Raw genomic sequence first — 18,094 nt, forward strand, 5'->3', positions numbered from 1 at the left:
CCAAGATTACGGAGTCGGACGCCGCAGCCGCGTGACGAACTTGTAGCGGTCGCCCCGATAGAGGGACTGCGCCCACTCGACCGGGTTGCCGTCGGCGTCGAAGGCGTGGCGGGTCAGCATCAGCATCGGCAGGCCGATGTCGACCCCGAGCACCTGCGAGTCGTAGGGCGTGGCCAGGACCGTCTCGATGATCTCCTCGGCGTCGGAGAGCCGGACGCTGTAGGCGTTGTGGAGCGTCTCGTACAGCGAGGGGTGGCCCTCCAGCTCGCGCCGCAGCCGTGGGAATCGCCGCGCCGAGAGATGGGTGGTGTCGATCGACATCGGTTCGCCGTTGGCCAGGCGGAGGCGGTGGATGCGCAGCACCCGGCCGCCGGGGTTGATGGCCAGCCGCCGGCCGAGGGCCTCGTCGGCGGTGATGTAGGAGATGTCGAGGATCTTGGTGTCGGGTTCGAGGCCGACGGTCCGCAGGTCCTGGACGTAGGAGGTGAGCTGGAGCACCTGGGCGACCTTGGGCTGGGCGACGAAGGTGCCCTTGCCCTGGATGCGGATCAGGCGGCCCTCGACGACGAGTTCGGTCAGCGCCTGGCGTACCGTCGTGCGCGAGGTCTCGAAGCGCACCGCGAGGGTGCGCTCGGGGGGCAGGGCACTCCCGGCGGGCAGGCTCTTGGTGAGCTCGAGCAGGCTACGTTTGACGTCGTAGTACTTCGGCACCCGGGGAGTGTCTTCGGTCACGCGGTCACCTTCGTTCCGGCCACGGCTGCGAGCGCGCGCCCGATCACCGCGAGATCTTCGGACCCCAGATTGGCCCGAGCGGTCAACCTTAGACAAGACCGCCCATCGGGAACCGAAGGGGGTCGGAAGCAGCCGACCTTCACACCGTGGTCCGCGCAGGTCGCGGCGGCGGCCAGGGCCCGGTGGGGGTCGCCCAGCACCACCGGCACCACGGCGGCGGCCGGCTCGGTGGTCTCGAACCCGAGTTCACGGGCGGCCGAGGCCAGTGCGAGGGCGATTTCACGGGCTCGTTTCGGCAGGTCAGGCTCCTCTTCGAGGATGTGCAGCGCGGTGAGGGCCGCTGCGGCGCTCGCGGGGGCGAGACCGGTGTCGAAGATGAACGACCGGCCGGTGTCGACGAGGGTGTCGATCACCTCCGGCGCGCCCAGCACGGCGCCGCCCTGGGAGCCGAGCGACTTCGACAACGTGACGGTTCTCACAATGTGAACATTCCCCGCAAGTCCGGCTTCGTGAACCGCCCCGCGGCCGGATTCCCCGACGACGCCGAGGGCGTGCGCCTCGTCGACGACCAGGAGCGCTCCATTCCGTACGGCCACCTCCGAGAGCGCCCCCAGCGGCGCGAGGTCGCCGTCGACGGAGAACACCGCGTCGGTGACCACCACGGCGTTCTCCTCCGCGCGGCCGGCCAGCGCCCGCTCGACGGCGCCGACGTCACCGTGGGGGGTCACCACGACGCGGGCGCGGGCGAGCCGGCACGCGTCGACGATCGAGGCGTGGTTGCCCGCGTCGGAGACGACCAGCCCGTTCCTGCCGAGCGTCGCCACGGCGGCGAGGTTGGCGAGATAGCCGGAGGAGAACACCAGCGCGCCGGGGGAGTGGGTGAAGGCCGCGAGGGCCTCCTCCAGTTCGTGGTGGAGCCGGGTGCTCCCGGTGACCAGTCGCGAGCCGGTCGCGCCGGTGCCCCACTCGCGGGTCGCCGCCACGGCCGCCTCGGTCAGCCGGGGATCGCGGCAGAGCCCCAGATAGTCGTTGGAGGCCAGGTCGAGCAGCCCGTCGAAGTCGGGCGAGCGCGGACGCAGCGCCCGGGTCAGGCCGGCGGCGGCGCGGCGCTCGGCGGCCTGGCGAAGTCGATCGATCGGCCCATGCATGGAGAGATGATGCCAGGTGCGATGTCCCGAGACGACGCCCCCGTGTGCCGCACGGGGTCCCGATTGGCGTTCGGGCCTGCTCAGCACGCATGATGCAGTGGTGCCGACTCTCAGCGACCTGGTGGCCAAGCACACCGATCTGTCCTCCGCCGACCTCGAATGGGTGCATTCGCTGGTCTCCGACTGGCAGTTGCTGGCCGACCTGTCCTTCGCCGACCTCATCCTGTGGATCCCCGCCGAAGAGGGCTGGATCGCGGTCGCCCAGATGCGGCCGACGACCGGCCCGACGGTCTACCACGACGACGTCGTCGGTTCCTTCGTGGCCCGCAACGAGCGGCCGCTGATCGAGACGGCCTGGCAGGAGCGGCGGATCTGCCGCGAGGGCGACCCCGACTGGTCGACCGGGGTGCCGGTCCGCGAGGAGACCATCCCGGTCCGCCGCGCCCTCGACGGGCCGCTCATCGGGGTCATCCAGCGCTCGACCAACCTCTCTTCGGCGCGTACGCCCTCGCGGCTGGAGCTGACCTATCTCCAGAGCGCCTCCGACCTGGCCCAGATGGTCGCCGAGGGCCGGTTCCCCTTCCACGGCGACGAGCCGATGCTGGTCCGGTCGCCGCGTGTGGGCGACGGGCTGCTGCGGCTCGACCGGGCCGGGCGGGTGACCTACGCCTCGCCCAACGCGCTGAGCGCCTACCGCCGCCTCGGGCTGCACGCCGACCTCGTCGGCTCGGAGCTCGGGAAGACGACGGCCGACCTCTGCTACCGCGACGAGCCGATCAACGAAGACCTGATGCTGGTCGCCAGCGGCAAGGTGCCGAGGGAGACCGAGGTGGAGCGCGGCGGGACGGTCGTCCAGCTCCGGGCCATCCCGCTGATCATCTCCGGGGGCCGGATAGGCGCGCTGGTGCTGGTGCGTGACGTGACCGAGCTGCGCCGCCGGGAGCGCGAGCTGCTGACGAAGGACGCCACGATCAGGGAGATCCACCACCGGGTCAAGAACAACCTCCAGACGGTGGCCGCGCTGCTGCGGCTCCAGTCGCGCCGCCTGCGGGTGCCCGAGGGACGGGCCGCGCTCGACGAGGCGGTGCGAAGGGTCGGATCAATCGCGATCGTGCACGAGACCCTGGCGCAGATGCCCGAGGAGCTGGTCGCCTTCGACGAGATCGCCGACCGGGTGATCCAGATGACGGCCGAGGTGTCGGTGGCCCAGGTCGCGCTGCGGCGCGCGGGCACGTTCGGCATCCTGCCGGCGGCGGTGGCCACGCCGATCGCGATGGTGCTCACCGAGTTGCTGCAGAACGCCGTGGAACACGGGCTCGACGGGCGGCCCGGCAACGTGCAGGTCCGGGTGGAGCGCCATCAGGACACGCTCGAAATGGTGATCGCCGACGAGGGTCAGGGGCTGCCGCCCGGATTCGACATCGAGACGAACAGCAATCTGGGCCTGCAGATCGTGCGGACCCTCGTCGTGGGAGAACTGTCCGGGCGCCTTGACATCGCCCCGCGAGAAGGCGGCGGCACGGAAGTCGTCCTCAGCATTCCGGTGAACGTTCCCACCAACGACATTCACCGGATTTGACCCGTGCGCAACAATCGCGCAATGCGGGCACGCTCTAATTCGGTTGTATGAATTCAGACGTTGGCACGGGCACGGGCCCGGGCGGTGCGGCGCTTCAGTGCGCGACGCTCGTCCTCGCTGAGGCCGCCCCAGACGCCGGCGTCCTGAGCCGACTCCAGAGCCCACTTCAGGCACAGTTCACTGACCGTGCACTGGCGGCAGACCTGCTTGGCCTCTTCAATCTGCATCAACGCGGGCCCGGTGTTGCCGATCGGGAAGAACAGCTCGGGGTCCACGTCACGGCAGGCAGCGCGGTGGCGCCAGTCCATGCGTTCCACTCCTTCGTAAGTGGAGCCTGGGCGGCTCCTGCACCTTTGTGAACAGATTCACTAGCTGACGCGAACGGCCGCCCGAAAAGTTGAGGGACGAGATTCGCGATGACGATCGCCGGGAACCTTGGCGTGAGCTGTGGCTCTCGTAAAGGTCCTACGTTCCGACGTCGCGTTCAGCTTTTCAGCCACTCCTACAGCACACAAGAGGTTTGGGGGAAGGTTTTGCGGGTCCTAGCTGTCGGATGCGTCACACTATGACCGCTTGTAACTGTCTAGACCAGAACTTGTAACGCGTCCGGGATAGAGCGAAATGTCACCCTTTCCCGTTCTCCCAGGTAGTCGCCGTCAAGCTGGAGTGCGACGGGCCGAACCGCCTCGATGGTGAAAACACTCTCGTCATGTGCTTGAACGAGGTGTTTACCCGTCGGCAATCCCTGAGGGTCGCCGACGATCTGGCGGAGCAGGTTCACCACGGCCGGCAACCGCAGTTTCGTCATCGCCAGCAGATCGAGGCCGGTGTCGAACCCGGCCCACGGCGTCGGGTTGACCGGCCGGCTTCCGACGAACGTCCAGGGCGCGGTGTTGGAGACGATCGCCAGGAAGATCCCCGGTACGTCGCGCTGCCCCGGCCGGCTCAAGGTCATCGCCGGATGCCGCCGGTCGGTCATGAGGTAGTGCCGCAGGGCCGTCTGCACGTACAGCGTCGGCGAAGCCCGGTAACCGGCGCTGCGCAGGCCTTCGACCGCCCTGATGACCTCGGCGTCCCAGCCCAGGTCGGCACAGAATGTGAAGTAGCGAGACTCTGCCACTGCCCCGGTGCCGGAATCTCTAACATCCCATTCGGCAAGTCCGAGACTGATCGTGCGTGACCGGCCCTCGCGCAGCGCCTCCAGGATCGCGCCGGTGGCCTCGACCGGGTTGTTCGGCAGCCCGAGCGCCCGCGCCAGCACGTTGGCGCTGCCCCCCGGAATGATGATCATCTTGGCCCGCTCTTCGGCCGCCATCAGCCCGTTGGCCACCTCGTTGACGGTTCCGTCGCCGCCGAGGACGGCCACCGCGTCGAAGCCCTTCTCCTTGGCGTGGGAGGCCAGGACCGACGCGTGCCCCCGGTATCCGGTCTCGGCGACCTCCAGGTCGACCGCCGCTCCGAGCGCCCGCAGCAGGACGTCGAGCGTGCGCCGGTTGGTCGAGGTCGCCTTGGGGTTGACCAGCAGAAGTGCCCGCATGCCTGAAGGTTATGCGACGGGTAGTCTCACCAACTGTGCAGAACCGTCCCTTCACCCTCCTCGTCGCGGCGGTCGCCGTCGCGATCGAGGGACTGACCGCCGTCGCGATCGGCGGCTGGGTCGCCTACGAGACCCTGATCGGCGCGGCCGACGACATCATGAGCTCACTCGTGCTGGCCGGGTTCGCGCTGGCCGTGGGCGCCGGGCTCGTGTGGGTCGCGTGGGGCATCCTCCAGCTGATGCGCTGGAGCCGGGGGCCCGCCGTGGTCACCCAGATCTTCGCCATCCCTCTGGCGATCAGCCTGATCCAGGCGGGGCAACTCGCCTGGGGGGTGCCGCTGATCGTCGCGGCCGCGGTGATTCTCGTCACTCTTCTCGCGCCGCCCACGACCCACGCCCTCATGGGCGACGGCTGAGGGCTGGAAAAGGATTCGGCCGGCGTCTCACGGCGCCGGCCGAATTCGTTCGTCAGTCTTCCGCTGTCAGGCCTTCGCGTAGTTGCGCGAGGGTCCGGGCCAGCAGACGGGACACGTGCATCTGCGAGATGCCCAGTTCGGTGGCGATCTGCGACTGGGTCATGTTGCCGAAGAACCGCAGCAGCAGGATGCGCTTCTCCCGCGGGGGCAGGCGCTCCAGCAGCGGCTTGAGCGACTCGCGGTATTCGACGCCCTCCAGCGACTCGTCGACGATGCCGAGCGAGTCGGAGACCGCCGGGGCGTCGTCGTCGCCCGAGTCGGGCGCGTCGAGCGAGACCGTCGAGTAGGCGTTGGCCGACTCGAGGCCCTCCAGCACCTCTTCCTCGGTCATCTGGAGATGGGCGGCCAGCTCGGCCACCGTGGGCGCGCGCCCCTCACGCTGTGAAAGCTCGCTGATCGCCTTGGTCAGCGACAGCTTCAGCTCCTGCAGGCGGCGCGGCACGCGGACCGCCCAGCCCTTGTCGCGGAAGTGGCGCTTGATCTCACCGACGATGGTCGGGGTGGCGTAGGTCGAGAACTCCACGCCCCGGGCCAGGTCGAACCGGTCGATCGACTTGATCAGGCCGATCGTGGCGACCTGGGTCAGGTCGTCGAGCCATTCGCCGCGGTTGCGGAACCGGCGGGCCAGGTATTCCACCAGCGGAAGGTGCAGCTCCACGAGCTCGTCGCGGATGCGCTGGCGGCGCGGGTCGTCGGCCGGCAGCTCAGCGAGCTCCCCGAAGAGGGTGCGGGCGCGCACCCGATCCGGGACTCCGGAGTCGCTGGTGGCCATGGCACGGGTCCTTTCCGTCACGCCGGCCTCGCCGCGCCTCGCCGCTTGCGCAGCACGATCGCCATGTGATCGGGGGAGGACACGGCATCGACGTCGTCGGCGAGCGCGGTGAGCACCATCCAGGCGAAGTCATCGCGTTTGGGCTCGGCGATCCCGACGGTGGTGACCTCGACCCGGATCGACATCTCCTGCCCGGTCAGCTCGAACTCCGCGATCAGGTCGGTGCCGGGGACGGCGTGGCGCAGCAACATCGCGCACGCCTCGTCGACGGCGATCCGCAGATCTTCCATCTCGTCGATGGTGAAGTCGAGCCGTGCCGCCAGACCTGCCGTCGCGGTCCGCAACACGGACAGGTAGGCGCTGGCCGCCGGAAGCCGTACGCTCACGGCGTCGCGGATCCCGGCCAGATCCCCTGTGACATCAGTTGCGTCGGTCACGATCCTCCTTGCCCTGCCGGCCACATCTCGCGGGGCCGCATGTTTGCAACCTACCGCCACTCGACCGCGATTGCTCGGCTTGGACGCGCCGATGCCGGAAATGCGCGGACCCCGCACGGAAAGGTCCAAGGATACGTGCGGGGTCCGGGGCGGAAGGCTACGCGGCCTTCGTCTCCCAGAAGATCTTCGCGATCTCGTCGATCTTGCCCAGGAGGTCGTCGGCCTTGGCGACGTCGACGGTGCCCTTGGCGCCGGCGGCGCCGGCCAGCTTGGTGGCGTCCCAGAAGAGCTGGTGGAGCTGCGGGTGGGCCTCAAGGTGCGGGGGCTTGAAGTAGTCGGTCCAGAGCACCCACAGGTGGTGCTTGACCAGTTCGGCCCGCTCCTCCTTGATCGTGAGGGCCCGCGAGCGGAACACCGGGTCGTCGTTGTCGGCGTACTTCTGCATGATCGCCTTGACCGATTCGGCCTCGATGCGAGCCTGGGCGGGGTCGTAGACGCCGCACGGCAGGTCACAATGGGCCGATGCCACGTGCTTGGCAAGCATCGGGTTTCCTTTCGTCAGAGTGGCTGCGGTTCCGACATTACTGCTCCGAGGTGGATCATGTTCACCAGCGTCCGGGTGTCCGGGGATTCCATGCTTCCGGCGCTGCGGCCCGGCGACTGCCTGTTGGTCCGCCGCACCGCGAAGATCCGTCCCGGAGACGTCGTGATCGCTCGCATACCCGGGAACCTGATCGTCAAAAGGGTGTTCCGGTGGACCGACGAGGGCTGGTGGCTGGAGAGCGACAACCAGCAGGCGCCCGGCCGCAGGGACTCGTGGGACTTCGGCGCGATTCCCCAGGACCGGATCGTCGGGAAGGTGGTCGGCCGCTACTGGCCGTCACTCGCCTTGGGGCCGCGTTTCCTGGCCCGGTAGGCGGCCACGTTGGCCCGGCTGGCGCAGCGCTCGGAGCAGTAGCGCCGCGACCTGTTCGACGAGGTGTCGAGGTAGGCGTTGCGGCAGGGCGCGGCCTGGCAGATGCCGAGCCGGTCGGCGCCGAGGCCGGTGACCACGCCGGCCAGGCCCATCACCGACCCCACCGCGACGGTGTCGCCGACCCGGCCGCCCTCGGTCAGGTGCATGTGCCAGGGCTGGCCGTCGTGCCCGGCGATCTGGGGGTGGACGGGATGGCGCACCAGCAGGCCGTTCAGGCGCTGGACCACGTCTTCCTCGTCGCCTTCCGCGGCCGACTCGAACACCTCGGTCAGCTCGTCGCGCAGTTCGATGACGTGGTCGAGGTCGCGCCGGGTCACCCGCCCGGCGGCCTCGGTCCGGCCGGTCTCGGCGAGCAGGGCGCGCAGGCCGTCGAGGGTCTTCAGATCATCCCGGCGGTTGACGAGGAGGACGGCCAGTTCGGCATAGGAGGTCAAGTCCACGGGGAACCCTGTAATAGGTGACTCTGGACATTGAGTATTACACAGGGACGGAAAGTTCCAAAGAGATTGACAGTGCATTAAAGGCCGACCGGCTGCGACGTATCTGGCCGCGAGGGGTCGTCTCAGCATGTGGCACACTAGGGCAACGGGTGACCCCCGTGCCCGAGACGGCCGTCAACGACGACGGTTCCGGTGTCTATCCATGCCGCGGGCCCTCGTCTCGTAACGGTCTGTGTTGTGTCCGTCACCAGACATCAGGGGTCAGCGTAATGACTGCTTCCCTCGAAGCCCTCGACCTCGATCCGGCCTTCGCGCTGCACCGCGGCGGAAAGCTAGAGGTCAGAGCCACCATCCCGGTCCGAAACGCCGACGATCTGTCGCTCGCCTACACGCCCGGCGTGGCCCGCGTCTGCTCGGCCATCGCCGATTCGCCCGAGCTCGCCAACGAGTACACCTGGGTCTCCAACGTGGTCGCCGTCGTCACCGACGGCACCGCCGTACTGGGGCTCGGCGACATCGGCCCCGCCGGGGCGATGCCCGTCATGGAGGGCAAGTCGCTGCTCTTCAAGGAGTTCGGCGGGGTCGACTCGGTGCCGATCTGCCTCGACTGCACGGGGGTCGACGAGATCGTCGAGACCGTCGTCCGGCTCGCGCCGTCCTTCGGCGGCATCAACCTGGAGGACATCAGCGCCCCGCGGTGCTTCGAGATCGAAGACCGGCTCCGCGAGCGCCTGTCCATCCCGGTCTTCCACGACGACCAGCACGGCACGGCGATCGTCGCCACCGCCGCGCTGACCAACGCCGCCCGGCTGATCGGCCGCCCGCTCGGCGAGCTCCGGGCCGTGGTGGCCGGGGCCGGGGCGTCCGGGGTCGCGGTGACCCGCATGCTCCTCAACGCCGGCATCGGCGACATCGCGGTCTCCGACAGCAAGGGCCTGATCTTCGAGGGCCGGGCCGGGATGAACCCTTACAAGGACGCCTTGGCCAGGGAGACCAACCGGGCCGGGCTGACCGGCTCGACCGAGGCGGCCCTCGCCGGGGCCGACGTCTTCATCGGCCTGTCGGGCGCGACCATCTCCGAGCAGGCCATCGCGTCGATGTCGCAGGACGCCGTCGTGTTCGCGCTGTCGAACCCGACGCCCGAGGTCCACCCCCAGGTCGCCGCCAGGCACGCCGCCGTGGTGGCGACCGGGCGGTCCGACTTCCCCAACCAGATCAACAACGTGCTCGCCTTCCCCGGCGTGTTCCGGGGGGCGCTCGACGTTCGGGCGACCACGATCACCGAGAACATGAAGATCGCCGCGGCGGCGGCGCTGGCCGGGGTCGTGGGCGACGAGGTGCGGGCCGACTACATCATCCCGTCGCCGTTCGACGACCGGGTCGCCCCGGCCGTCACCCGGGCGGTGGCCGACCAGGCCCGCAAGGACGGCGTGGCCCGCCGGTAACCGTGCAGACGCCGAAGGGCCCGGCCTCCCCCCGAGACCGGACCCTTCCGTCCATGTGTCACTTCTTGACTATGCTGCCGGACCAGTTGCCGGCCGCGGCCTTGTAGACGTCGTACGTCTCGCCGTCGAAGTAGGGCGAGGTGATCTTGTCGATGCGGTCGTTGCCGTTGGAGTCGGCGAAGGCGCTGGTCACGCCGTTGACGTAGCCCAGACGGCGGGCGTTGCTGTACTTCAGCAACCACGGGCCGCCGTCGGCGCCCGGCGTCATCGAGCAGGTGATCGCGATCTGCTCCTCGATCTTGAGCCCCGCGTCGGTGACCTCACGGTTCGGCTTGCCGTAGCACCACTTCGGAGTGACTCCGGTGAACGCCTTGTTGCCGTCGGGGTGACGGGCGGCGGGGTAGCCGAAGGCGTACACCGCGCCGGCGCCGACCTTCTGGTTGTAGGCCAGGCCCTGGCCGCCGACGTTGTCGCCGAGGCGGCCGGCGTCCTTGACGGTGAGGATCCACCACTTGCCCTTGTCGCGCCACTTGACGCCGCCGTGGGCCTTGTACTGCTTCTCGGAGACGGCCCTGGTCGCCTCGAACTTCACGCCGTTGTAGACCGTGACGAAGGCGTAGTCGCGGTCGTAGTCCTCGTAGACGTCGAAGTCGTAGTGGGTGAAGCCCTGCTTGGCGACGTACACACCCCAGGGGGCCTTGCCCTGGTAGTAGCCGGGGACGAAGATCCACTGGTCGAGCATGTGGTCGTTGTCGTCGGTGTCGAAGACGCAGTGCCCCGCGGTGGCGACCAGGTTCTTGTACTTGGCCTGGATGGAGCTCGCCGAGCACCAGTAGGTCTTGCCGTTCTTGCGGAAGAAGACCTTGCCCAGCGTCTTGGGGATGTTGATGTTCTTCGACTTGCCCGCCTGGCCGCCCGGCCCGGTCGGGGAGACGGTGCCCGCCTTGCCGTCGGCCGACGGGCCGCCCTTGGAGGAGAGCTTGGCCACCTTCGCGACCGTCTCGGCGTCGGGGCCCCACTGGGTGGCCGCCTTGAGCGCCTTGCTGTTGCTGCGGAACCAGAAGCCCGCGATGTTGTCGGCGTCTGCCACGGAGACCGTGGGTCCGTCGGCGGGCGAGGCGTTCGCCGGTAACGCCACCAGAACGGCGGATCCGGCTATGCCGGCGGTCACGAGACCCAGACGTGCGCGCTTGTCCACGTGAACCCTCCTTTTCCTCCCGTTGCGGATGTGGATCTCGCAGATGACTAACCGTGAGACCGAAAACAAACGGGAGGAAAAGGAATGTGACCTAAGTCACACAGGAACTACTTGGTTTCCGTGAGCCCGAGCGTGCCGTCCTTCTTGACGATCGAGCCCGACCACAGCGGGGCCGCGGTCTTGTAGACCGCGTAGGTCTCGCCGTCGAAGTAGGGCGAGGTGATCAGGTCGCTGCGGTTGTTGCCGTCGGTGTCGCCGCCGAGGCTGCTCACGCCGTTCAGGTAGCCCTTGCGAGCCGTGCTGCTGTACTTGATGATCCACGGGCCGCCGGAGGAGCCGCCGGTCATCGAGCAGCGGATGGCCTGGTGCTCCTCGGCCTTCACGCTCTTCTCCGCGACGGGGTAGACCGGCTTGCCATAGCACCACTTCATGGTGGAACCGGTGTAGGTGTAGTCGCCGTCGGGGTGGGCCGCGGTCGGGTAGCCGAACACGAAGACGTTCTGGCCGACCTTCTGGTTGTACGCGAAGCCCAGCCCGCCGACGTTGTCGCCCAGGCGCCCGAGGTCCTTCCACTTGCCCTCCGACCACGTGATGCCGTTGTAGACGGTCACGAAGGCGAAGTCGCGGTCGATGTCCTCGTAGACGCTGAAGTCGTGGTGGGTGTAGGCCGTCTTGCCGACGTACACACCCCAGGGGGCCTTGCCCTGGTAGTAGCCCGGGATGAACACCCAGTGGCCGAGGACGGAGGCGTTGCCCTCCAGGTCGTAGGCGCAGTGCCCGGCGGTCGCCACGAGGTTCTTGTACGCCGACTGGATCGACGACGCAGAACACGAGTAGAGGGAGTCTCCGACGGTGAAGAACACGCGGCCGGCGCTCTTGGGCAGGTTGACGTTCTTGGTCGTCGTCGTGGGCTTGGCCTCGTCGCCGATGGCGGGCACCACACCCGGCTTGCCGTCGGCGGCCGGACCGCCGGTGGAGACGTGCTTGGGGACCTTGGCGTGCTCCAGGCCGTAGGGGGCGGCGGCCTTGAGGTTCTTGCCGCCGTCGGCGGTCCAGAACTCCAGGGTGTCGGCGGCCGCTGCGGGCGTCGCCATCTTGGCGGACTGGCCCACCTTGGGGGCCGCGTGCGCCGGTACCGCTAAGGAGGCGGCCACGAGGCCGGCCACGCCGACGGGAAGGAGGATGCGCTTCACAGGGGGTTCGCTCCTTGCGATTGGCGTGAGACGCCTCTTGCGTCTCATGCGCCAGAAAGGGATAGCCAGAAACTTACATGACTCTGGCAACTCCGCTAAAGAACACATAAAAAACGAAAAAGCCCGGCTGGTTGCCGGGCTTTCTCATTGGTCAAGCGGATCGACTAGGCGATCGAGCCGGTCCACAGGTTCGCGGCGGCCTTGTAGACACCGTAGGTCTCACCGTCGAAGTAGGACGAGAGCGAGGTGTCGATGCGCTTGTTGCCGTCGGAGTCGGAGACGCCGATGGTCACGCCGTTCAGGTAGCCGAGACGGCGGGTGTTCTTGTACTGCGCCAGCCACGCCGAGCCGAGCGAGCCCTGGCCGGTGAAGGACGACTTGACGCCCAGCAGCTCCTCGCCCTTGATGGCCGAGGCCTTGGCGGCGAAGGTCTTGCCGTAGCTCCACTTGAGGGTCTTGCCGCTGTAGGCGGCGTTGCCGTCCGGGTGCGAGCCGCTCGGGTAGCCGAAGACGTAGACCGACTGGCCGACCTTCTGGTTGTACGCGAAGCCCTGGCCGCCGACGTTGTCACCGAGGCGACCGGCGTCCTTGAACTTCCACACGAAGTACTTCGTGACGTCCTTGCCGTCGACCTTCTCGGTCTTCGTCCGGGTGAGGAAGCCGCCACCGTTCTTCTGGTACGCGTCGTACTCGGCCTTCGTGATCTCGGCGGGCGCACCCTGGCCGAGCGCGATGCCGTTGTACACGTTGACGAACGCGTAGTTGCGGTCGCCGTCCTCGTAGACGTCGTAGTCGTAGTGGGTGAAGGCCTGCTTGCCGACGTACACGCCCCAGGGGGTCTTGCCCTGGTAGTAACCCGGCACGAACACCCAGTACTTCATGGTGGCGCTGTTGGTCTCGGTGTCGTAGACGCAGCTGCCGGCCGTGGCGACCAGGTTGCGGTAGGCCGACTGCACCGAGGTGGCGGTGCACCAGCGCGGCTTGACCGCGGTCAGCTTGCCGGTCCGCGGGTCGCGCACGACGTCGTCGGCGAAGAACACCTTGCCGGTGGTCTTGGGCAGGTTGACGTTCTTCGAGGTGCTGGTCGTCTTCTTCTCGTCGCCGATGGCGGGGACGATGCCCGGCTTGGTGTCGGCCGAGGGGCCGCCGGACGAGACGTGCTTCGCCGGGACCGTGGTCTCGACGTTGTACGGCGTGGCGTTGATCAGGTTCGCGGCGCCTTCGGTCAGCCAGAGGGCGGCGATGTTCTTGGCCGCGATGCCCGTCGTCGCCAGGGGGTCCGAGGCGACGTCGCCGGCGGCGCTGGCGGGCTGGGTGACGAGAGCGGAGGCCAGCAGACCGGCCGCCACACCACCGAGGGCGAGAGTGCGCTTCATAAGGGGGAACTCCTCTTGGTCTGTACGTGGGCCGCCTCTTGCGTCCCATGCGTCAGTAAAGGGGCAACCCGGAACTTACATGCCTGTTCGTCACACGCGGTAGCGAAACTGGGGCGTCCGAAACCACTCAGGATCCCGTGACATTTCCGTGACCTGTCAGACCCGAGGTCAGAGGTGGAGTCGGGTTGTTATCAACAGGTGATGATGTGATGTAAATCACATGGAGTCGATGGCACCGATTCGGGAACCCGTGCGTCAAAGGGAACTTCGTTGGAACGGGCAAACGAAAAGGCCCGGCCGGAGCCGGGCCTTCCCTTGGACGACCACTACGCGATCGAACCGCTCCACAGGTTCGCCGCGGCCTTGTAGACGCCGTAGGCCTCGCCGTCGAAGTACGGGGAAACCGAGGTGTCGTAGCGCTTGTTGCCGTCGGTGTCGGAGACGCCGATGGTCACGCCGTTCAGGTAGCCCAGACGGCGAGCGCTCTTGTACTGCGCGATCCACGCGGAACCCAGGGCGCCCTCACCCGTGAAGGAGGACTTGACGCCGATGAGCTCCTCGGCCTTGATGGCCGAGGCCTTGGCCGCGAAGGTCTTGCCGTAGCTCCACTTCAGGGTCTTGCCGGTGAAGGCCTGGTTCCCGTCGGGGTGCTGGCCGCTCGGGTAGCCGAACACGTAGACGTTCTGGCCGACCTTCTGGTTGTAGGCGAAGCCCTGACCGCCGACGTTGTCGCCGAGGCGACCGGCGTCGGTGTACTTCCAGACGTAGTACTTGCCGTCCTTCTTCCAGTAGTACTTGTAGGTCTTGGCGACGGCCTCCGAGACCTCCTGGAAGGACGCCAGGCCGTGGAGCTGCCACAACTTGTCGAAGTCGGCGAGGCCGTTCGCGGGCAGGGAGATGCCGTTGTAGACGGTGACGAACGCGTAGTTGCGGTCGCCGTCCTCGTAGACGTCGTAGTCGTAGTGGGTGAAGGCCTGCTTGCCGACGTACACGCCCCACGGAGCCTTGCCCTGGTAGTAACCCGGGACGAAGATCCAGTTCTCGAGCGTCGCCTTGTTGGTCTCCGTGTTGTAGACACAGCTGCCGGCGGTCGCGACGAGGTTGCGGTAGTTCGACTGGACCGACGTGGCGGTGCACCAGTGCGGGTTCTTGGCGACCCACTTCGGCCACCAGGGGGTGCCCTTGTTCTCGAAGCCGTCGGAGAAGAACACCTTGCCGGTGGTCTTGGGCAGGTTGACGTTCTTCGAGGTGCTGGTCGTCTTCTTCTCGTCGCCGATGGCGGGGACGACACCCGGCTTGGTGTCGGCCGTCGGGCCGCCGGTCGAGACGTGCTTGGAGACGACCTGGGTCTCCACGTCGTAGGGGGTCGCGTTGACCAGGTTGGCGGCGTTCTCCGCCAGCCACATGGCCGCGATGTTCTTGGCCGCGATGCCGGTCGTGGCCAGCGGGGTGCTGGCGACGTCGCCGGCGGCGGCGGCCGGCTGGGTGACGAGGGCGGAGGCCAGCAGGCCGGCCGCCACGCCACCGAGGGCGAGGGTGCGCTTCATGAGGGAACTCCTTGGTCTGTACGTGGGCCGCGTCCTGCGTCCCATACGTCAGGAAAGGGATGTTCCGGAGGTTACTCCTGCGATCTTGCGCGCCTGAAGTGGCGTCTGGGCACCTCAGGGGCCCGTGATGTGCCCGTGATCTGGGCGACTCACAGTCGGGTCACGAGTCAATGACCCGCGGACGCGGAAACTCCACGGCCACAGGGGTGCCGGGCTTGACGGTGATGGTTAACCCATGGTGAAGAAGTCGGACATAGGTCAACAAATGTGACTTAAATCACACGCGATCAATGGAACCGATGTCCGAGAACGGCAAAAGGCCCGGTCGTAAACGACCGGGCCTTCCGTCGAGCTGGTGACCGCTTAGGCGATCGAGCCGCTCCACAGGTTCGCAGCAGCCTTGTAGACGCCGAAGGTCTCACCGTCGAAGTACGGGGAAACCGAGGTGTCGTAGCGCTTGTTGCCGTCGGTGTCGGAGACGCCGATGGTCACGCCGTTCAGGTAACCCAGACGACGAGCGCTCTTGTACTGCGAGATCCACGCGGAGCCCAGCGAGCCCTCACCGGTGAAGGAGGACTTCACGCCGATGATCTCCTCGGCCTTGATGTCCGACGCCTTGGCGGCGAACGTCTTGCCGTAGGTCCACTTGAGGGTGTGACCGGAGTAGGCGTGGTTCCCGTCCGGGTGCGAGCCGCTCGGGTAGCCGAACACGTAGACGCTCTGGCCGACCTTCTGGTTGTAGGCGAGGCCCTGGCCCCCGACGTTGTCGCCCAGGCGACCAGCGTCGTTCCACCTCCAGATGTAGTACTTTCCGCCGTCGATGAAGCGGATGTCGTACTGCAGCCACAGTTCCTTCGAGACTTCGACCAGGCCGCCAAGGTCCTTGAGGGTCTTGACGTCCTTGAGGCCGCCGTGGGGCAGCTTCAGGCCGTTGTACACGGTGACGAACGCGTAGTTGCGGTCGCCGTCCTCGTACACGTCGAAGTCGTAGTGCGTGAACGCCTGCTTGCCGACGTAGATGCCCCACGGGGTCTTGCCCTGGTAGTAACCGGGGACGAAGACCCACTTGTCCAGGGTCGCCTTGTTGTTCACGACGTCGTAGACGCAGTGACCGGCGGTCGCGACGAGGTTCTTGTACGCGGCCTGGACCGAGGTGGCGGTGCACCAGTGCGACTTCTTGTCAGCGCCGATGAAGAACACCTTGCCCGTGGTCTTGGGCAGGTTGACGTTCTTCGAGGTGCTGGTGACCTTCTTCTCGTCACCGATGGCGGGGACGATGCCCGGCTTGGTGTCGGCGGTCGGGCCACCAGTCGAGACGTGCTTCCCGACGACCTGGGTCTCCACGTCGTAGGGGGTCGCGCCCTTCAGCTGGGCCATGTTCTCGGCCCACCAGAAGGCAGCGATGTTCTTGGCCGCGATGCCGGTGTTGGCCAGCGGGGTGCTGACGACGTCACCGGCGGCGGAAGCCGGCTGGGTGACGAGAGCGGAGGCCAGCAGGCCCGCCGCCACGCCACCGAGGGCGAGAGTGCGCTTCATGGGGGAACTCCTTGGTCTGTACGTGGGCCGCGTCTTGCGTCCCATGCGTCAGGAAAGGGATGAGTGGACCTTACAGCCGATCTTGGGTGTGTCCGTAGCGATACCTGAGGTTCGCGGAGGCTTCTGAGTCGCCGAGATCTTTTCGTGACTGGGATTACTCAAAGTTGACAGGCTTGTAAGGATTGACGCCCGGACAGAAGCGCAGTTCGGAATGTCCTTGACTCGCCTACTGCGGGCGCGAAGGAAACCACAGGGTTCTGTGAAGATCCTGGGAATGTGATGTAAATCACTCGCGATCAATGGAACCGATCCGCGAGTGACTCCATCCTTTGCTGGAACGCGCAAAAACGACAAAAGACCCGATCGTAACGATCGGGTCTTTCGTCGAGCTGGTGACCGCTTAGGCGATCGAGCCGCTCCACAGGTTCGCAGCAGCCTTGTAGACGCCGAAGGTCTCACCGTCGAAGTACGGGGAAACCGAGGTGTCGTAGCGCTTGTTGCCGTCGGTGTCGGAGACGCCGATGGTCACGCCGTTCAGGTAGCCCAGACGACGAGCGCTCTTGTACTGCGCGATCCACGCGGAACCGAGCGAGCCCTCACCGGTGAAGGACGACTTGATGCCGATGATCTCCTCGGCCTTGATGTCCGAGGCCTTCGCCGCGAAGGTCTTGCCGTAGCTCCACTTGAGCGTGTGGCCCGAGTAGGCGTGGTTGCCGTCCGGGTGCTTGCCGCTCGGGTAGCCGAAGACGTAGACCGACTGGCCGATCTTCTGGTTGTAGGCGAGGCCCTGGCCGCCGACGTTGTCACCGAGGCGACCGGCGTCGACGAACTTCCAGACGAAGTAGTGCCAGTTGCCCTTCCAGTCCTTGACCTTGGCCGTGTCGCCGATGAAGGTGTCGAAGCCGAAGTAGTCGTCGTAGACGTCCTTGGAGACCTCGACCCAGCCGCCCAGGTCCTCCCAGCCGTCGCCGCCGGTGTAGCCCTTGGGCACGTGCTTACCGAAAGCGGGGCCGTCGTGCGGGGCCTTCAGGCCGTTGTACACGGTGACGAACGCGTAGTTGCGGTCGCCGTCCTCGTACACGTCGAAGTCGTAGTGGGTGAAGGCCTGCTTACCCACGTAGATGCCCCACGGGGTCTTGCCCTGGTAGTAGCCCGGGACGAAGACCCACTTGTCGAGGGTCGCCTTGTTGTTCACGACGTCGTAGACGCAGTGACCGGCGGTCGCGACGAGGTTCTTGTACGCGGCCTGCACGGAGGTGGCGGTGCACCAGTGCGGCTTGTGGTCGGCGCCGATGAAGAACACCTTGCCCGTGGTCTTGGGCAGGTTGACGTTCTTCGAGACGCTGGTGACCTTCTTCTCGTCACCAATGGCGGGAACGATCCCGGGCTTGGTGTCGGCGGTGGGACCGCCGGTCGAGACGTGCTTCCCGACGACCTGGGTCTCCACGTCGTAGGGGGTCGCGCCCACGAGGTTGGCGGCCTTGTTGGCGTACCAGTAGGCGACGATGTTCTTCGCCGCGATGCCGGTCGAGGCCAGCGGGGTGCTGGCCACGTCACCGGCGGCGGCAGCCGGCTGGGTGACGATAGCGGAGGCCAGCAGGCCCGCCGCCACGCCACCGAGGGCGAGAGTGCGCTTCATGGGGGAACTCCTTGGTCTGTACGTGGGCCGCAGCTGCGTCCCATGCGTCAGGAAAGGGATGGC

General features: G+C 67.1%; 18 protein-coding genes. 4 read left to right on the forward strand and 14 right to left on the reverse strand.

From position 1 onward, the window contains the following. Positions 1 to 6: 6 nt before the first annotated feature. Both GT755_RS37795 and GT755_RS37800 read right to left on the reverse strand, forming a co-directional pair. Positions 7 to 732: a GntR family transcriptional regulator gene (locus GT755_RS37795; protein WP_030456446.1), complete on the reverse strand. Its 726-nt coding sequence runs from the start codon at positions 730 to 732 to the stop codon at positions 7 to 9. Next, on the reverse strand, positions 729 to 1,880 hold the full coding sequence (locus tag GT755_RS37800; RefSeq protein WP_161484356.1) for an 8-amino-7-oxononanoate synthase: 1,152 nt from the start codon (positions 1,878 to 1,880) through the stop codon (positions 729 to 731). Before GT755_RS37800 ends, GT755_RS37795 begins: the two co-directional genes overlap by 4 nt. A gap of 100 nt (positions 1,881 to 1,980) precedes the next feature. Between GT755_RS37800 and GT755_RS37805 the strand changes: the two genes are divergently transcribed. Continuing rightward, on the forward strand, positions 1,981 to 3,459 hold the full coding sequence (locus GT755_RS37805) for a PAS domain-containing sensor histidine kinase (RefSeq protein WP_161484357.1): 1,479 nt from the start codon (positions 1,981 to 1,983) through the stop codon (positions 3,457 to 3,459). Between the two features lie 53 nt (positions 3,460 to 3,512). Here GT755_RS37805 and GT755_RS37810 read toward each other — a convergent pair whose 3' ends face one another. Next, a complete protein-coding gene (locus GT755_RS37810) occupies positions 3,513 to 3,767 on the reverse strand; it encodes a WhiB family transcriptional regulator (RefSeq protein ID WP_030456449.1) in 255 nt (84 codons plus the stop codon). 275 nt (positions 3,768 to 4,042) lie between these two features. After that, entirely contained in the window at positions 4,043 to 4,996 is a 954-nt protein-coding gene (locus GT755_RS37815) for a diacylglycerol/lipid kinase family protein (protein ID WP_161484358.1), read from the reverse strand. Between the two features lie 35 nt (positions 4,997 to 5,031). Here GT755_RS37815 and GT755_RS37820 point away from each other — a divergent pair, with 35 nt between their 5' ends. Next, a complete protein-coding gene (locus tag GT755_RS37820; protein WP_328794759.1) occupies positions 5,032 to 5,412 on the forward strand; it encodes a hypothetical protein in 381 nt (126 codons plus the stop codon). Between the two features lie 52 nt (positions 5,413 to 5,464). Here the strand turns inward: GT755_RS37820 and GT755_RS37825 are convergent, their stop codons facing one another. The 3 genes from GT755_RS37825 to sodN all read right to left on the reverse strand — a co-directional run bounded on the left by GT755_RS37825 (position 5,465) and on the right by sodN (position 7,225). Beyond that, the gene (locus GT755_RS37825; RefSeq protein ID WP_030456452.1) at positions 5,465 to 6,244 is read right to left on the reverse strand and encodes an RNA polymerase sigma factor SigF; all 780 of its coding nucleotides are present in this window, start codon (positions 6,242 to 6,244) and stop codon (positions 5,465 to 5,467) included. A gap of 17 nt (positions 6,245 to 6,261) precedes the next feature. Next, a complete protein-coding gene (locus tag GT755_RS37830) occupies positions 6,262 to 6,681 on the reverse strand; it encodes an ATP-binding protein (protein ID WP_030456453.1) in 420 nt (139 codons plus the stop codon). A 157-nt stretch (positions 6,682 to 6,838) separates the two neighbouring features. Continuing rightward, positions 6,839 to 7,225, reverse strand: coding sequence for a superoxide dismutase, Ni (sodN, locus tag GT755_RS37835; protein ID WP_030456454.1), 387 nt, complete (start codon positions 7,223 to 7,225; stop codon positions 6,839 to 6,841). A gap of 57 nt (positions 7,226 to 7,282) precedes the next feature. Here sodN and GT755_RS37840 point away from each other — a divergent pair, with 57 nt between their 5' ends. After that, positions 7,283 to 7,597 (forward strand): S24 family peptidase, encoded by a 315-nt coding sequence (locus GT755_RS37840; RefSeq protein ID WP_161484360.1) that lies wholly within the window; start codon positions 7,283 to 7,285, stop codon positions 7,595 to 7,597. On the opposite strand, the gene GT755_RS37845 is transcribed toward GT755_RS37840, so the two are convergent. Next, complete coding sequence (locus GT755_RS37845; RefSeq protein ID WP_161484361.1) at positions 7,552 to 8,097, reverse strand: CGNR zinc finger domain-containing protein; 546 nt, start codon at positions 8,095 to 8,097, stop codon at positions 7,552 to 7,554. The two genes, GT755_RS37840 and GT755_RS37845, sit on opposite strands and share 46 nt — an antisense overlap. Positions 8,098 to 8,366: 269 nt before the next feature. Here GT755_RS37845 and GT755_RS37850 point away from each other — a divergent pair, with 269 nt between their 5' ends. Beyond that, positions 8,367 to 9,542, forward strand: a complete 1,176-nt coding sequence (locus tag GT755_RS37850) for an NAD(P)-dependent malic enzyme (RefSeq protein ID WP_161484362.1) — start codon at positions 8,367 to 8,369, stop codon at positions 9,540 to 9,542. A gap of 58 nt (positions 9,543 to 9,600) precedes the next feature. On the opposite strand, the gene GT755_RS37855 is transcribed toward GT755_RS37850, so the two are convergent. From GT755_RS37855 to GT755_RS39015, 6 genes are all read right to left on the reverse strand, one after another. After that, a complete protein-coding gene (locus GT755_RS37855) occupies positions 9,601 to 10,740 on the reverse strand; it encodes a trypsin-like serine peptidase (RefSeq protein WP_161484363.1) in 1,140 nt (379 codons plus the stop codon). 107 nt (positions 10,741 to 10,847) lie between these two features. Beyond that, positions 10,848 to 11,933: a trypsin-like serine peptidase gene (locus tag GT755_RS37860; protein WP_161484364.1), complete on the reverse strand. Its 1,086-nt coding sequence runs from the start codon at positions 11,931 to 11,933 to the stop codon at positions 10,848 to 10,850. Between the two features lie 164 nt (positions 11,934 to 12,097). Further along, the gene (locus tag GT755_RS37865) at positions 12,098 to 13,309 is read right to left on the reverse strand and encodes a trypsin-like serine peptidase (protein ID WP_161484365.1); all 1,212 of its coding nucleotides are present in this window, start codon (positions 13,307 to 13,309) and stop codon (positions 12,098 to 12,100) included. Between the two features lie 326 nt (positions 13,310 to 13,635). Beyond that, positions 13,636 to 14,856 (reverse strand): trypsin-like serine peptidase, encoded by a 1,221-nt coding sequence (locus tag GT755_RS37870; protein ID WP_161484366.1) that lies wholly within the window; start codon positions 14,854 to 14,856, stop codon positions 13,636 to 13,638. A 363-nt stretch (positions 14,857 to 15,219) separates the two neighbouring features. Further along, complete coding sequence (locus GT755_RS37875) at positions 15,220 to 16,392, reverse strand: trypsin-like serine peptidase (RefSeq protein WP_161484367.1); 1,173 nt, start codon at positions 16,390 to 16,392, stop codon at positions 15,220 to 15,222. A gap of 400 nt (positions 16,393 to 16,792) precedes the next feature. Further along, positions 16,793 to 18,031, reverse strand: coding sequence for a trypsin-like serine peptidase (locus tag GT755_RS39015; protein WP_202611021.1), 1,239 nt, complete (start codon positions 18,029 to 18,031; stop codon positions 16,793 to 16,795). Positions 18,032 to 18,094: the final 63 nt, after the last annotated feature.

This window comes from Herbidospora solisilvae, from assembly GCF_009901565.1.
Taxonomy (GTDB): domain Bacteria; phylum Actinomycetota; class Actinomycetes; order Streptosporangiales; family Streptosporangiaceae; genus Herbidospora; species Herbidospora solisilvae.

Coding starts and splice junctions, on each gene's coding strand:
- GT755_RS37800 (WP_161484356.1), bottom strand. CDS start 1,880: ATGCATGGGCCGATCGATCGACTTCGCCAGGCCGCCGAGCGCCGCGCC.
- GT755_RS37810 (WP_030456449.1), bottom strand. CDS start 3,767: ATGGACTGGCGCCACCGCGCTGCCTGCCGTGACGTGGACCCCGAGCTG.
- GT755_RS37815 (WP_161484358.1), bottom strand. CDS start 4,996: ATGCGGGCACTTCTGCTGGTCAACCCCAAGGCGACCTCGACCAACCGG.
- GT755_RS37825 (WP_030456452.1), bottom strand. CDS start 6,244: ATGGCCACCAGCGACTCCGGAGTCCCGGATCGGGTGCGCGCCCGCACC.
- sodN (WP_030456454.1), bottom strand. CDS start 7,225: ATGCTTGCCAAGCACGTGGCATCGGCCCATTGTGACCTGCCGTGCGGC.
- GT755_RS37840 (WP_161484360.1), top strand. CDS start 7,283: ATGTTCACCAGCGTCCGGGTGTCCGGGGATTCCATGCTTCCGGCGCTG.
- GT755_RS37850 (WP_161484362.1), top strand. CDS start 8,367: ATGACTGCTTCCCTCGAAGCCCTCGACCTCGATCCGGCCTTCGCGCTG.
- GT755_RS37865 (WP_161484365.1), bottom strand. CDS start 13,309: ATGAAGCGCACTCTCGCCCTCGGTGGTGTGGCGGCCGGTCTGCTGGCC.
- GT755_RS37870 (WP_161484366.1), bottom strand. CDS start 14,856: ATGAAGCGCACCCTCGCCCTCGGTGGCGTGGCGGCCGGCCTGCTGGCC.
- GT755_RS37875 (WP_161484367.1), bottom strand. CDS start 16,392: ATGAAGCGCACTCTCGCCCTCGGTGGCGTGGCGGCGGGCCTGCTGGCC.
- GT755_RS39015 (WP_202611021.1), bottom strand. CDS start 18,031: ATGAAGCGCACTCTCGCCCTCGGTGGCGTGGCGGCGGGCCTGCTGGCC.